The organism is Stenotrophomonas sp. SbOxS2, from assembly GCF_013416715.1.
Classification (GTDB): domain Bacteria; phylum Pseudomonadota; class Gammaproteobacteria; order Xanthomonadales; family Xanthomonadaceae; genus Stenotrophomonas; species Stenotrophomonas lactitubi.
Window position 1 is genome coordinate 420,871 of record NZ_JAAVXD010000002.1, and the last position, 12,839, is coordinate 433,709.

General features: G+C 67.3%; 13 protein-coding genes and 2 pseudogenes. 5 read left to right on the top strand and 10 right to left on the bottom strand.

Going from position 1 to position 12,839, the window contains the following annotated elements; genetic code table 11:
* Positions 1-21: 21 nt before the first annotated feature.
* Positions 22-1,110: an aldo/keto reductase gene (locus tag HFK18_RS05005; RefSeq protein WP_218946540.1), complete on the bottom strand. Its 1,089-nt coding sequence runs from the start codon at positions 1,108-1,110 to the stop codon at positions 22-24.
* A gap of 99 nt (positions 1,111-1,209) precedes the next feature.
* Between HFK18_RS05005 and HFK18_RS05010 the strand changes: the two are divergent.
* Positions 1,210-2,088, top strand: a pseudogene (locus HFK18_RS05010) (LysR family transcriptional regulator); the annotation flags it as partial.
* Positions 2,089-2,115: 27 nt separating this feature from the next.
* Here the strand turns inward: HFK18_RS05010 and leuE are convergent.
* Together leuE and HFK18_RS05020 are read right to left on the bottom strand one after the other, a co-directional pair.
* On the bottom strand, positions 2,116-2,745 hold the full coding sequence (leuE, locus tag HFK18_RS05015; protein ID WP_099819407.1) for a leucine efflux protein LeuE: 630 nt from the start codon (positions 2,743-2,745) through the stop codon (positions 2,116-2,118).
* A 12-nt stretch (positions 2,746-2,757) separates the two neighbouring features.
* Entirely contained in the window at positions 2,758-3,732 is a 975-nt protein-coding gene (locus tag HFK18_RS05020; protein ID WP_180164803.1) for a LysR family transcriptional regulator, read from the bottom strand.
* Between the two features lie 90 nt (positions 3,733-3,822).
* Between HFK18_RS05020 and HFK18_RS05025 the strand changes: the two genes are divergently transcribed.
* Positions 3,823-4,830 (top strand): zinc-binding alcohol dehydrogenase family protein, encoded by a 1,008-nt coding sequence (locus HFK18_RS05025; RefSeq protein WP_180164805.1) that lies wholly within the window; start codon positions 3,823-3,825, stop codon positions 4,828-4,830.
* A gap of 292 nt (positions 4,831-5,122) precedes the next feature.
* Here HFK18_RS05025 and HFK18_RS05030 read toward each other — a convergent pair whose 3' ends face one another.
* Positions 5,123-5,728 (bottom strand): glutathione S-transferase N-terminal domain-containing protein, encoded by a 606-nt coding sequence (locus tag HFK18_RS05030; RefSeq protein WP_180164807.1) that lies wholly within the window; start codon positions 5,726-5,728, stop codon positions 5,123-5,125.
* A 55-nt stretch (positions 5,729-5,783) separates the two neighbouring features.
* Here HFK18_RS05030 and rmuC point away from each other — a divergent pair, with 55 nt between their 5' ends.
* From rmuC to HFK18_RS05045, 3 genes are all read left to right on the top strand, one after another.
* Entirely contained in the window at positions 5,784-7,352 is a 1,569-nt protein-coding gene (rmuC, locus tag HFK18_RS05035) for a DNA recombination protein RmuC (RefSeq protein WP_180164809.1), read from the top strand.
* A gap of 60 nt (positions 7,353-7,412) precedes the next feature.
* The gene (locus HFK18_RS05040; protein WP_180164811.1) at positions 7,413-7,814 is read left to right on the top strand and encodes a hypothetical protein; all 402 of its coding nucleotides are present in this window, start codon (positions 7,413-7,415) and stop codon (positions 7,812-7,814) included.
* A gap of 126 nt (positions 7,815-7,940) precedes the next feature.
* Positions 7,941-8,486, top strand: coding sequence for a glutathione peroxidase (locus HFK18_RS05045; RefSeq protein WP_180164813.1), 546 nt, complete (start codon positions 7,941-7,943; stop codon positions 8,484-8,486).
* A gap of 104 nt (positions 8,487-8,590) precedes the next feature.
* Here the strand turns inward: HFK18_RS05045 and HFK18_RS05050 are convergent, their stop codons facing one another.
* The 6 genes and pseudogenes from HFK18_RS05050 to HFK18_RS05075 form a co-directional block, all read right to left on the bottom strand.
* On the bottom strand, positions 8,591-9,595 hold the full coding sequence (locus HFK18_RS05050; RefSeq protein WP_180164815.1) for a VacJ family lipoprotein: 1,005 nt from the start codon (positions 9,593-9,595) through the stop codon (positions 8,591-8,593).
* 1 nt (position 9,596) lies between these two features.
* Complete coding sequence (locus HFK18_RS05055) at positions 9,597-9,908, bottom strand: STAS domain-containing protein (RefSeq protein ID WP_180164817.1); 312 nt, start codon at positions 9,906-9,908, stop codon at positions 9,597-9,599.
* A complete protein-coding gene (locus tag HFK18_RS05060) occupies positions 9,898-10,560 on the bottom strand; it encodes an ABC transporter substrate-binding protein (protein WP_100554254.1) in 663 nt (220 codons plus the stop codon). The genes HFK18_RS05055 and HFK18_RS05060 overlap by 11 nt, the downstream gene beginning before the upstream one ends.
* 56 nt (positions 10,561-10,616) lie before the next feature.
* A pseudogene (gene mlaD, locus HFK18_RS05065) lies at positions 10,617-11,081 on the bottom strand (outer membrane lipid asymmetry maintenance protein MlaD); the annotation flags it as partial.
* Positions 11,082-11,139: 58 nt separating this feature from the next.
* On the bottom strand, positions 11,140-11,889 hold the full coding sequence (locus tag HFK18_RS05070; RefSeq protein WP_005414955.1) for an MlaE family lipid ABC transporter permease subunit: 750 nt from the start codon (positions 11,887-11,889) through the stop codon (positions 11,140-11,142).
* Positions 11,889-12,677, bottom strand: coding sequence for an ATP-binding cassette domain-containing protein (locus tag HFK18_RS05075; protein WP_100554252.1), 789 nt, complete (start codon positions 12,675-12,677; stop codon positions 11,889-11,891). The genes HFK18_RS05070 and HFK18_RS05075 overlap by 1 nt, the downstream gene beginning before the upstream one ends.
* Between the last annotated feature and the right edge of the window lie 162 nt (positions 12,678-12,839).

Here is a 12,839-nt window from a genome sequence, read left to right on the forward strand (position 1 = left end):
CAGCATAGCGCGCCCCCGCTATTACCTGCCCGGTGCGCGTGGCTGCAGACGCGTACCACCGCTCATCAGCATGCGCGGCAGCGGCATCTGCAGGAAGTCGTGCGGAAAGGCCGGCGCGACCGCGCTGATCGCATCCAGCCGTGCCAACGCCTCAGCCGGCAGCGCCAGATCCAGCGCCGCCAGGTTGTGTTCCAACTGGTCCAGGGTGCGTGCACCGACGATCGGCATGGCCCCGGCCGCAGGTCGTTGCAGCAACCAGGCCAGAGCGACCTGCGCAGCCGAGTGCGACAGCTCTGCCGCGATCGCAGCGACTTCCCCGGCGATGTTCAACGAACGCGGCGTCAACGCGCCATTGATGAGCGCGACATTGCGTCTGGAACCACCTGGCGCGGCCTCGGCGGTCTCGGCTGCGGCCAGGTCCGCCGCGCTGTATTTGCCGGTCAGCACGCCGCTGCCCAGCGGCGACCACGCCACCACGCCCAACCCGAGCGCATCGGCCATCGGCAGCAGTTCGTGTTCGACGCTGCGCTGGATCAGGCTGTATTCGATCTGCAGCGCCACCAGTGGCGACCAGCCGCGTAGATCGGCCAGGGTCTGCATGCGCGCGATCTGCCAGGCTGGCGTGTCCGAGATGCCGGCGTACAGCACCTTGCCGCTGCGCACGAGGTCGTCGAAACCGCGCATCACCTCGTCCACCCCGGTGGTGTCGTCCCAGGCGTGCAGGTACAGCAGATCCAGGTAGTCGGTGCCGAGCCGGCGCAGGCTGTCCTCCACCGAGCGCATCATGCTCTTGCGATGGTTGCCGGCGTTGTTCGGATCGCCCGGCACGGTCGCCAGGGTGTACTTGCTGGCGATCACCAGCCGGTCGCGACGGCCTTGGGCGAACCGCCCGAGCAGGGTCTCTGCGCTGCCATTGGTGTAGTTGTTTGCGGTATCGACGAAGTTGCCGCCACGTTCGACGTAGGCATCGAAGATGCGGCGGGCCTCGGCTTCGTCCGCGCCCCAACCCCAGTCGGCACCGAAGGTCATCGTGCCCAGCGCCATCGGGCTGACACGCAGGCCGGAGCGGCCGAGCAGGCGGTAGTGATCAAGTGACATGTGGCATTCCATCGGAGGAGGCGGATGTTCCGCCGGGACGCCAAGCATCCGTCCGATGATCTTGTGGATAAACTGGATGCAGTCGAACTGACAATGAAGGAAGGCTTCACAATGGATCCCTCCGCACCGCTGTCTGCGGTGGTTGCCTTTGTCCACGTGGCCGACCACGCCAGCTTTACCCGTGCCGCCGATGCCCTGGGCGTCTCGACCTCGGCGCTGTCACAGAGCGTGCGTGCGCTGGAGGCGCGGATGGGCGTGCGCCTGTTGCAACGGACCACGCGCCGGGTGGGTCTGACCGAGCACGGCGCACGCTTCCTGCAGCGCGTGCGTGGCGGGTTGGCACAGATCGAATCGGCCTTCGACGACCTGGACAGCGCGCGGTCCGTGCCGGCCGGTCGGCTGCGCATCACCCTGCCACGCATCGTTGCCGAACGCCGGGTTCTGCCGGCGCTGCCGTCCTTCCTGGCCCGGTATCCGCAGGTAGAGGTGGAATTGTGCGTGGAGCCGGCGCTGACCGATCTGGTCGCCGAGGGGTTCGACGCCGGCATCCGCCTGGGTGAATCGTTGGCGCAGGGCATGATCGCGGTGCCGATCGGGCCACCCGAGCGCCAGGTGGTGGTGGCCACGCCGGGCTACTTCGCGCGCCACGGGGTGCCGCTGAGCCCGCAGGAGCTGCAGGGCCACGACTGCATCGTCCATCGCCGCGCCAATGGCCGGCTCATGCCCTGGGAATTCAGCCGTGAGGGGCGTGACCTGGACGTGGCCGTCGCGGGGCGGCTGGTGTTCAACGATGCCGAACTTGCCTATGCGGCGGTGCTGGCTGGGCTCGGCATGGCACAGGGCTTTGCTTCGCTGGTCGCCGACGACCTGGCTGCCGGCCGCCTGCGCAGCGTGCTGGAGGACTGGCAGCCGCCGTTCCCCGGCTTTCATCTGTACTACCCGGCGCGCGAGCATATGGCGCCCAAGCTGCGGGTGTTCATCGACCACCTGCGCGCGGCCCTCCGCGCCGACGGGCTCTCAGCCGTTCAGGCCCAGGCGGATGCCAAAGCCGACCAGGAACAGGCCGGCCACACGTCGCAGCGCATCGCTGACCCGCGGGTGCTGGATCAACCGACGACGGGCCAGGTTGCCGACCCAGATCAGCAGTGAGCAGTAGGCGATGCTGACCACGAAGATGATGCCGGCCAGTGCCGCGAAGGTGGCCATGCCCTGGTGAGCCTTCGGGTCGATGAACAGCGGCAGGAACGCCATGTAGAACAGGATCGCCTTCGGATTGAGCAGGCTGACCAGGATCGCCTGGTGGAAGTAGCGGCCCGGCTGCATGCGCACCGGGCCAACCTCGGCACCGTCGCCCTTGGGCGTGCGCAGCAGGCTGATGCCGACCCACACCAGGTACGCCGCGCCGAGATACTGCACGGCATGGAACACCGTCGGATTGGCCTTCAGCAGCGCGGCCACGCCGGCCAGCGCCAGCCACATCAGGATCTGGTCGCCGACCAGCAGGCCGGCCAGCGCCGTGTAGCCGCCGCGCACACCGCCACGACCGGTGGCGGTCAGCAGGGTGAAGGTGCCCGGCCCGGGCAGGGCCAGAAACACCAGCACGGCGACCAGAAATGTCCACAGGTCCTGGATGCCCATCCACGGCATGGCGCGATTCTCTTACAACGGGGGAGCGCCATTGTCGGCCAGCGGCGTTGCAGGCGACAGGGGCACATCGCCATGGCCGGGCATTGCGGACAGCAGCGGTTGCAGGTACTGGCGCAGCTGCGCGTGCAGTTGCCGCACCGCCGGTGAGAACTGCTTGCGGTGCGGACACACCAGCTGCAGGGGGATGTGGCTGCCGATGCCATCCAACAGCACCTGCAGGCGTCCACCCAGCACGTCCTCGCGCACGTCCAGCCAGGATTTGTAGGTGATGCCTTCGCCGGCGACCGCCCAGCGCCGCACCACGTCGGCGTCGTCGCAGACCAGTGGCCCGCGCACCGGGATCACTACGCGGCGCCCCTCCAGCTCGAACGACCAGCGATCGTAGGCGCGCCCGCCGAGCTGGTAGACAAGGCAATCGTGTTCGCGCAGGTCGTCCAGCCGGGTCGGCGTGCCACGCCGACGCAGGTACTCGGGCGATGCGGCCAGCACGCGCCGGTTGCCCTCCAGCAACGGCAGGGCGACATAGCTGGCGTCGTCGAAGTGCCCGATGCGGATGGCCACGTCGACCGGGTCGCGGAACACGTCGGCCACTTCGTCGGACAGGCGCAGGTGCAGGCGCAGCCGTGGATGTGCGGCACGGAACGCAGTCAGCCACGGCAGCAGCAGGTTGCGGCCGAAGTCCGAGGGCGCCGACAACTGCAGGGTGCCGTGCAGCTCCGCATCCTCGCCCTGCACCCGCGCCTGGCCTTCGCGCAGGGTGGTCAGAACGTCCTGTGCGTAGGGCAGGTACAGCGCGCCTTCGGCGGTCAGCCGCAGGCTGCGGGTGGTACGCACGAACAGGCGCAGGTCCAGTTCGCGTTCCAGCCGCGCCACCGCCGCGGCCACCTGGCCCGGCAGCAGATCGGCCTCGCGTGCGGCCTGCGAGAAGCTGCCCAGCGCAGCGGTACGGACGAACAGCTGCAGATCGTCGAAACGGACCATTTTCATTGCTGCAGTGAAAGTGTTGACCGATTCTGCGCCTTTCTGCCCCTCTGCGCACGGCGCACGCTGTGGCCTCTCCTCATTGGATCTCCCCCCATGCGCGCCATTGCCTATACCCATGCCGGCCTGCCGATCGACGACCCGCAGGCCCTGATCGACCTCGACCTGCCTCTGCCGCAGCCGGGCCCACGCGACCTGCGGGTGGCGGTGCGCGCGGTGGCGGTGAACCCGGTTGACACCAAGGTGCGACGCGGCGCTGCCACCGACGGCCCACGCGTGCTGGGGTGGGACGCGGTTGGTGTGGTCGATGCGATCGGCAGCGAGGTGACCCTGTTCCAACCCGGCGACGCCGTGTACTACGCCGGTGTGATCGATCGCCCGGGCAGCAATGCCGAATACCAGCTGGTGGACGAGCGCAGCGTTGGCCGCAAGCCGGCCAGCCTGGACGATGCCGCGGCGGCGGCGCTGCCGCTGACCGCGATCACCGCGTGGGAACTGTTGTTCGACCGCCTGCGCATCGCCGAAGGCGGTGGCGACGGCCAGACCCTGCTGGTGATCGGTGCAGCGGGCGGCGTGGGTTCGATCCTGGTGCAGTTGGCGCGTCGGCTGACCAAGCTGACGGTGATCGGCACCGCCTCGCGCCCGGAGACCCAGGACTGGGTGCAGGCGATGGGCGCGCACCATGTGATCGACCACAGCCTGCCGCTGGCCGAGGGCCTGGCCCGGCTGGGCATCACCGAGGTGGACCACGTGGCCAGCCTGACCCACACCGACCAGCACTATGCGCAGATCGTCGAGCTGCTGGCGCCGCAGGGGCAGCTGGGGCTGATCGATGATCCGGGCCAGATCGATGTGATGGCGCTGAAGCGCAAGGCGCTGTCGCTGCACTGGGAATCGATGTTCACCCGGCCGCTGTACCGCACGGAGGACATGCAGCGCCAGCATGACCTGCTGAACCGGGTGGCCGAACTGGTCGATGCCGGTGTGCTGCAGACCACGCTGGGTGAGCACTTCGGGCGCATCGACGCGGCCAACCTGCGGCGTGCTCATGCGCTGCTGGAGAGCCATCGGGCGAAGGGCAAGATCGTGTTGGAAGGCTGGTAAGGGTTCCGGCCAAGCAAAGTGAAAGCGGGTGCTCCCTTACAAGAAACCCGTATCGATCCTTCTGAGCTTCATCCACGCATGGCGTGGATCTACTGCAGATCGCGGAAGTCCGTGAAAGGCGGGGTGGCATGGGTTTGCGGGACCGCAGGCGCCATGGATGGCGCCTACGAGCCCCCATGGATGGGTTTACGGCGTGTCCCGCAAATCCATGCCACCCCGCCATCCCACCGAATGCTGCCTTTCGATGTGACGTTGCCTCTGCGGGTGCAGGGCGCAGCCCTGCCGGACCCCCCTACGCCACGCCGTTGTCGACATGTTTAGCGAAGCCCGGGCGGGGGCGCAGGCGCTCGAACCAGGCTTCCACGTGGGGCAGCGCCGGTTTGTTGCCCGGTGTGCTGCGCCAGCGCTGGGTGGACAGGCCGAGCACGATGTCGGCCAGGGTGAAGGTGTTGCCCACCACGTAGCCATCGGTCGTCGCCAGCTGTGCATCGAGCAGTGTCATCAGATGGTTCCAGTGCGTCAGGCTGGCCTCCGCGCGCGCGTCGTCCGCGAAGTCAGGGTGCTGGCGGACGCGGGCCATGAACACGTGGCGCCAGGCGCTGTTGAGGTCGGTGGCCTGCCAGTCCATCCACTGCTCGACCTTGGCGCGGCCCTGTGCCGTGGCGGGCAGCAGGTCATCGCGGCCCTGGCGTGCGGCCAGGTAGCGGCAGATGCTGTTGGACTCCCACAGCACGAAGTCGCCGTCGCGTAGCGCCGGCACCTGCCGATTCGGATTCAGCGTGGCCAGCAGGTCCGGCGCGGGGGTTGGTTCATGCGCAAGCGGGAGGTCGAGTTCGGCGCACAGCCACAGCACTTTGCGCACGTTGATCGAGGTGGGCTTTCCGTAGAGAACAAGCATGGTCGGGTCCGATGTGGTCCGACCAAGGCTAGCGCAGCGGGGCTACACTGGTCGCATGAACATCGAAGTCCTCATGATTGTCGCCGTGGTGCTGCTGCTGGCGACGTTGCTGGTGCTGGTACTGCTGTGGCGTCGGGCATCCAACAGCGCCCCCGCTGCTGAAGCACAGCAACAGCTGGTTACCGAACGCGAGCAGCATCGCCTGGCCCTGGTTGACGCCGGGCAACTGCGAGGTCGGCTGGAAGCCTTGCTGGCAGAGCTGGAAAGCGAGCGTGGCCGAAGCCTGCAGCACGCCCAGCTCGTCACTACCCTGACCGCACGCGTGGAGCGGGAGGCCGCGCTGGCGTCCAGTCGTGAAGCGATGTTGGCCGAGCGCGAAGCTGCCCTGGCGCAGGTGCGGGCCGGTCTGGCCGAGTCCAGCAAGGAGCTGCAACAAGCGCAGCAGCGCTACCAGCAGCTGCATGGCGAACATGCTCGCGCGCTGGCCAACCTGCAGCATTCCGAACGCGCCAGTGCCGAGCTGCGCAGCTATCTGGATACTGCCAAGGAAAAGCTCTCCGGCGCCTTCGCCGAATTGGCGGGCAAGGTGTTCGACGAACGCGGACAACAGTTCGAAAAGAACGTGCGCCAGGCAACGGTGCAGTCGCGCGCGGATATCGAAGGGCTGCTCAAACCCTTTGCCGACAGGCTGGGGGATTTCCGCAACCGGGTCGACACGCTGTACGGGGAAGAAGCGAGGCAGCGTGCCAGCCTGCTTGGCGCGGTGGGTGAACTGAAGACGCTCAACCAGGACATGGCTGCACAGGCCTCGGCGCTGACCAATGCGCTGAAAGGCAGCGCCAAGGTGCGCGGTGACTGGGGCGAGCTGATGCTCGACAACGTGCTGCGTGGCTCAGGCCTGGAGGAGGGCGTTCACTACCAGCGGCAGAAGCACGCCGTGGATGATGAGGGCGCGCGCCTGCGGCCGGACGTGGTGGTGCAGTTCCCCGATGAGCGCAGCGTGGTGATCGACAGCAAGGTCAACCTGATCGCCTGGCAGGAGGCGATGAATGCCGCCACGCCGGAACAGTCCGAGGATGCATTGCGCCGCCATGCGGTGGCGCTGCGCCAGCACGTCAAGGATCTGGGCGATAAGAACTATCCGAAGGCTCTTGGCAGCGAGACCCTGGATATCACCATCGCTTTCGTTCCCATCGAAGGCGCACTGTCGGCGGCGCTGGGCGCGGACGGTGCACTGCAGGCGTATGCCTTCGACAACCGCGTGGTGTTCGCTTCGCCCAATACGCTGATGGCGCTGTTGAGGGTGGCCGAGCGACTGTGGACACGTGACAAGGTGCAGAAGCAGGCATTGAAGATCAGTGAAGCCGGTGGACTGGTGCTGGACGCCCTGACTGGCTTCCTGCAGGACTTCAATGCCATGGGCAAGAAGCTTGATGATGCAGGCAAGGCTTACGCCGACGCACGCAACCGCTTGATCGATTCGCCGCAGTCGGCCATCAGCCGTGCCCGCCGGCTTGCCGAACTGGGCAGCAAGTCAAAGCGCGCGTTGCCCCCTGAGCTGACCCCCGATCCGATGCAGCAGTTGACCTCCACCGACGGAGAGGACGACGGCAACGCCGGCTGACACGCCACCTGCATGGGCGGGTGCGTATGCTGGCGCCGTCCACACCCCTCAGGTACCGCCATGCGCCTCCGATTCCTTGCCAGCTTTGCCCTGGGCGCGCTGCTTGCCGCCTGCAGCAGTGCGCCACCGGCCAGCGATGGTGCAGGCACGGCATCCACGGCGGCCGACAGCCCCGAAGCTGCTGCAGCCTATGAAGAAGCACGCGATGTGGACTGCCGCGCAGCTGGCGGTACGCTGCAGCCGTTGGGCCGCCTGCAACGGCTGCAATGCGTGATTCCCTATGCCGACGCTGGCAAGTCGTGCGGCAACAAGAGCGACTGCAGCGGACAGTGCCTGGCCACGGGCGAGGTCGCTGCCGGCGCGATGGCGACCGGCACCTGCCAGCGTGATGTCAGCCAGAACTTCGGTTGCCGCCAGCGCATCGACGGTGGCAAGGCGCAGGGCACGATCTGCGTGGATTGAGGATGTCCTGTAGGGCCGAGCCCATGCTCGGCTACCGTGGCATCAGCCGAGCATGGGCTCGGCTCTACAACAGCGCATGCGGCGGTATGCTGGTGGGCCTTTCCCAGCCGTAGCCGGAGCCCCCGCGTGAGCACCTCGATCCAGGATGTTTCCCTCACCACCATCGACGGCCAGCCGTCCTCGCTTGCTCACTACCAGGGCAAGGTACTGCTGCTGGTCAACGTGGCGTCCAAGTGCGGCCTGACCCCGCAGTACGAAGGCCTGCAGGCGCTTTACGCGGAGAAGCACGCGCAGGGCCTGGAAGTGCTGGGCTTCCCGGCCAACAATTTCCTCGGCCAGGAGCCGGGCAGCGAGGCGGAGATCCAGCAGTTCTGCCAGCTGACCTACGACGTGAGCTTCCCGATGTTCGCCAAGATCAGCGTGGCCGGTGAAGACACCCACCCGCTGTACCAGCAGCTGACCGCCGCGCAGCCGCAGGCGATCGGCGAAGGCCCGCTGCGCGAGCGCCTGGCCAGCAAGGAGATTCCGATCTACCCGGCACCGGCGGTGCTGTGGAATTTCGAGAAGTTCCTGGTCGGCCGCGATGGCAAGGTCATCGCCCGCTTCGCCCCGGACGTTGCCGCCGATGATGCGCGCCTGCGCGAAGCCGTCGAGGCGGCGCTGGCGGCCTGAAGACGACGTGCCAACCAAGGTTGGCACCCACCGGAAGGTGGGAGGATGCCGGTAAAACAAAAAACCCCGCCGAGGCGGGGTTTTTCATGCGTTGCCGGTAGCGGTCAGTTGGTCCATTGCGGCATCGGCATCGCATCGACCGGGATCGGCGAGTTCGCATCGTCGCTGCCACGCTCGCGCTTGCCGCGCAGGTCGTTCTCGATCTGGTAGTTGCGGCGCTGCATCCAGGCATCGCGGACCAGGGCGTATTCGTCCACCGCGGTATCGCGCAGGTCGTCGATCGCCAGCAGCTGTGCACGGGTGTCGACCAGCTGCAGGCCCTGCAGGCCGATGCGGTACTTGTCGCTTTCGATGCGGCGGATCGGCGACAACGGGATGTCACCGGCCAGGCCGAACACATCACGCACGGTACGCGGGCCGAAGAACGGCAGTTCCACATAACGCGAACGACGCCAGCCCCAGGCACCCAGGGTCTGCCCGAAGTCCTCGTTGCGACGCGGCACCATTGCCTTGCTGGCCGGGTCGAACAGGCCACCAATGCCCAGCGTGCTGTTCATCAGGAACCGGCCCAGGCTGTCCCACGCGTCGGCCGGTCGGCCCTGCAGCAGCTGGTTGGTGATGGTCAGCGGCGCACGCAGGTTGCTGAAGAAGTTGCTTACGCCGGTACGTGCAAAGCGCGGCACCACGTGGGTATAGGCGGTGGCCAACGGGCGGGCGATACCGCGGTCGACGGCGTTGTTGAAGCCGTGCACCTTGCGGTTGAACGGTTCCCACGGGTCGTAGGCGGTAGCACTGCGGCTGTTGTCACTGGTGCCGTACAGCGCATCGAAGTCGTTGTCGCCGCCCGGTGCGGTCGCCGCCGCGTCGGTGGCGGCATTGGTTGTCGGGGCACGGTTGCCGGTGTCCACGGCCGTCGCAGCGGGCGGCGTGTCGGCCTGCGTCGGCTGGCTGGCCGGCTCGGTGTCAGCAGCAGTGGCTGCGGCAGGCGCTGCAGCAGTCGACGGAACCACGGTATCGGCCACCGGCGCGTCGCTGCGTGCCGGCTTGCCGGCACAGGCGCTGAGCGCAGCGGCCAGGAGGATCAGAGGGAAAACGCGCACGACGTTCATGTCAGCTCGCAGCAGAAGTAGCGTTGAAGTCCAGGTCGGGCGACAGCCGGTAGGCTGCGCTCAGTTCGTTGTAGCCGGCGGGGGCGCCGGAGATCGTCAGCGGATGGCCGCCCTGGCGCGCGCGCGCGGCCAGCTCGGCCAGCAACGCCAGGCCGGCGCTGTCCACGCGCTCGACCTCCGCCAGGTCCAGTCGCGACAGCTGCGCCGGCAGGGCCTGCAGTTGCGGCCACAGCGCGATCACCGCTGCACGGTCGAGCACCCCGCGCAGGCGCAGGGTGTCACCTTCCAGCAGCGCCAGCGCCTTATTTGCCATTGCCGGCCGGTCCGGCCTGCATGCTGCCGCTGCGCAGATCGTTGGCCACCTGCTTGATGCCCTTCTGTCGCAGCGGGGCATCGAACTGGTTGCGGAAGGTCTGCACGTAGGAGATGCCCTCGATGTTCACGTCGAAGATCTTCCACTGGCCGTTGACGTTGCGCATCCAGTATTCAACCGGCGTCGGCTCGTTGGCGGCGCGCACCAGTTCGGTGGCCACGCGCACGCCACGGTTGCCCGGCAGCGGGCTCTCGCCCTTCAGGCGGAAGCTCGGCTTGCCCTGGATGTTGAGCAGGGTCGAGCCATAACGCTGCATCAGGCTGTCGGCCATCGCATCGGCGAACAGTTTGATGTCGGCATCCGAAGCGCCGCGGGCGTGCGGGCCCAGCACCAGGCGCGCGGCATAGTCGCGGTCGAAGGTGCGGGTCAGTTCGCTGTCGATGTAGCTGCGCAGGCTGGCCGGGTTGCTGGTGAACTCAGCGCGGCGCTGCTGCAGGGTCGACATGATGCGGCTGCTGGCGTCGATCACCACCTTGCCGGCCTGGCCCTGGGGGGCGGCGGCAGCGGCGGGGGCGGCCTGCGCCTGGGCCAGGAACGGGGTGGCCAGCAGCAGCGACGAGGCGAGCAGGGCCGGGATCAGTTTCATTTTCATGGTTGCGGTTCCGTTGCAGGCGACTGCTCGCCATCGTTGGGTTTCTGAGCAGCGCCACCACCGGCGCCGCCACTGAACATGTACTTGCCGACCAGCTGCAGCAGGTCCACGGCCGGCTGGGTGAACACGATTTCCTCACCGGGCTTGAGCACGTCCGGATCACCGCCGGGCTGCAGACCGATATAGCTCTCGCCAAGCAAACCGCTGGTGAAGATGCCGGCGGAGGTGTCGGCCGGCAGGTCCTTGACCTTGCTGTCCATGCGCAGGGTCACGATCGATTCGAACTTCACCGGGTCCAGTTCGATGGAAGCGACCTGGCCGACGGTGACGCCGCCGATCTTCACCGGCGCCTGCTTGCGCAGCTGGCCGACCTGGGAGAAGCGGGCCTTGAGTTCATAGCCTTCGCCACCCCAGCTCCAGCGCTGGTTGGTCGAGGCGACGGCCAGCACCATCAGCGAGGCCAGGGCCAGCAGCAGGAAAGCGCCGACGGAGAATTCGAGTCTGGGACCGCGGATGGCCATGTGGATTACCTGATCAGTCGTGGTGGCCGCGCGCCGATGCGCACCGCCGATGGAGGGGTTAGGTGAACAACATTGCCGACAGCACGAAGTTGAACATCAGCACCAGCAGCGAAGCGTTGACGACCGCACGGGTGGTGGCGACGGAGGTGCCTTCGATGGTCGGTTCGGCGTGGAAACCGACATAGGCGGCAACCAGTGCGGCGGTGCCACCGAAGATCGCCGATTTCAGCATCGCCACGCCGAAGTCGTCCCAGAAGTCCACGCTGTTGCGCAGCGCCGACCAGAACACGCCGTTGTCCAGGCCCAGTACGTGCACGGCTTCGAAATAGCTGGCACTGATCGCCAGCGAACAGAAGATGCCGGTCAGCAGCGGCACGGTCAGTACCGCCGCCCAGAAGCGCGGCGCCACGGCCTTGGCCACCGGGTCGATGGCCATCAGTTCCAGCGCCTTGATCTGGTCGGTGGCGCGCATCAGGCCCAGCTCGGCGGCGATCGAGCTGCCGGCGCGGCCGATGAACAACAGCGCGGTCAGCACCGGTGCCAACTCGCGGTACAACGACAGGCCGAGCAGGGTCGACAGCGCGTCGGCCGCACCGAAGGTGGTCAGCGTGCGGTAGCCCTGCAGGGTCAGCACCAGACCGACGAAGGCGCCGCCCACGGCGATGATCGGCAGCGAGCGCGCACCGATCTTGTAGATCTCGCGGGTCAGCTCGGCCAGGAAATCACGGGTCGGCAGCGAACCGCGCAGCACGGTCAGCGAGAACAGACCGGCACGGCCCAGCGAACGGGTGGCTTGCACGAACGGCATCAGGCAACCCTCGCGCGCGGTGCGGCATCAAACGGAATGGGACCGTCGGGCTGGCCGTGCAGGAACTGCCGCAGCAGCGGGTCCTGGCTGGATTGCAGCGCTTCGGGCGTGCCCTGGAACACGATGCCGCCGTTGGCGATCGCGATCACCTGGTCGCAGATCGGCAGGGTCTCGTGCACGTGGTGGCTGACGATGATGCTGGTCAGGCCCAGGCTGTGGTTGAGGCGCTGGATCAGGCTCATGATCACACCCGAGGCGATCGGGTCCAGCCCGGTCAGCGGCTCGTCGTAGATCATCAGCGGCGGGTCCAGGGCCAATGCGCGGGCCAGTGCCACGCGGCGGGCCATGCCACCGGACAGTTCACGTGGCCAGGCATCGGCGGCGGCCAGCAGGCCGACCGAATGCAGCTTCATCTGCACCAGCCGGCGCAGCACCGGTGCCGGCAGGCGGGTGTGGGTGCGCAACGGCAGGGCGACGTTTTCGGCCACGGTCAGGTCGGTCAGCAGGCCATTGCCCTGCAGCAGTACGCCAACGCTCTTGCGCATCTCCAGCAGTTCGGAGGTGCGCTGCGGGATCGGCTTGCCGAACAGGGTGATGTCGCCTGCAACCGGGCGCAGTTCGCCGGTCAGCGCCGCCAGCAGGGTCGACTTGCCGCTGCCGGACGGCCCCAGCACGGCCGTGATGCTGCCTTTGGGCACCTGCAGCGAAACGTCGCGCAGGATCGTGCGCCCGCTCCGGTCGATGCGGACGTTGGACAACTGCACCAGACTGGAGGTGGAAGCCGACATGGGCACCCTTAACGTTTTTTCGACATTGAAGCATCGGGTCAGACTGCTGAACATAAGCAGACTGGACGGTCCAGTATTGTTGCACGGCCGGACCGCCGCCAGACCGGGACAATTCCTGAAACGACCGGAACAATCCGTCGCGATCACCGTCCCCCGGCATTG

What these genes read in the sequence shown, in the direction of transcription:
- HFK18_RS05020 (WP_180164803.1), bottom strand. Translation starts at nt 3,732, where the DNA reads ATGAAAATGGTCCGTTTCGACGATCTGCAGCTGTTCGTCCGTACCGCT.
- HFK18_RS05050 (WP_180164815.1), bottom strand. Translation starts at nt 9,595, where the DNA reads ATGAACGTCGTGCGCGTTTTCCCTCTGATCCTCCTGGCCGCTGCGCTC.
- HFK18_RS05075 (WP_100554252.1), bottom strand. Translation starts at nt 12,677, where the DNA reads ATGTCGGCTTCCACCTCCAGTCTGGTGCAGTTGTCCAACGTCCGCATC.
- HFK18_RS05070 (WP_005414955.1), bottom strand. Translation starts at nt 11,889, where the DNA reads ATGCCGTTCGTGCAAGCCACCCGTTCGCTGGGCCGTGCCGGTCTGTTC.
- leuE (WP_099819407.1), bottom strand. Translation starts at nt 2,745, where the DNA reads ATGCCGTGGATGGGCATCCAGGACCTGTGGACATTTCTGGTCGCCGTG.
- HFK18_RS05025 (WP_180164805.1), top strand. Translation starts at nt 3,823, where the DNA reads ATGCGCGCCATTGCCTATACCCATGCCGGCCTGCCGATCGACGACCCG.
- HFK18_RS05005 (WP_218946540.1), bottom strand. Translation starts at nt 1,110, where the DNA reads ATGGAATGCCACATGTCACTTGATCACTACCGCCTGCTCGGCCGCTCC.
- HFK18_RS05040 (WP_180164811.1), top strand. Translation starts at nt 7,413, where the DNA reads ATGCGCCTCCGATTCCTTGCCAGCTTTGCCCTGGGCGCGCTGCTTGCC.
- HFK18_RS05055 (WP_180164817.1), bottom strand. Translation starts at nt 9,908, where the DNA reads ATGGCAAATAAGGCGCTGGCGCTGCTGGAAGGTGACACCCTGCGCCTG.
- HFK18_RS05060 (WP_100554254.1), bottom strand. Translation starts at nt 10,560, where the DNA reads ATGAAAATGAAACTGATCCCGGCCCTGCTCGCCTCGTCGCTGCTGCTG.
- rmuC (WP_180164809.1), top strand. Translation starts at nt 5,784, where the DNA reads ATGAACATCGAAGTCCTCATGATTGTCGCCGTGGTGCTGCTGCTGGCG.
- HFK18_RS05030 (WP_180164807.1), bottom strand. Translation starts at nt 5,728, where the DNA reads ATGCTTGTTCTCTACGGAAAGCCCACCTCGATCAACGTGCGCAAAGTG.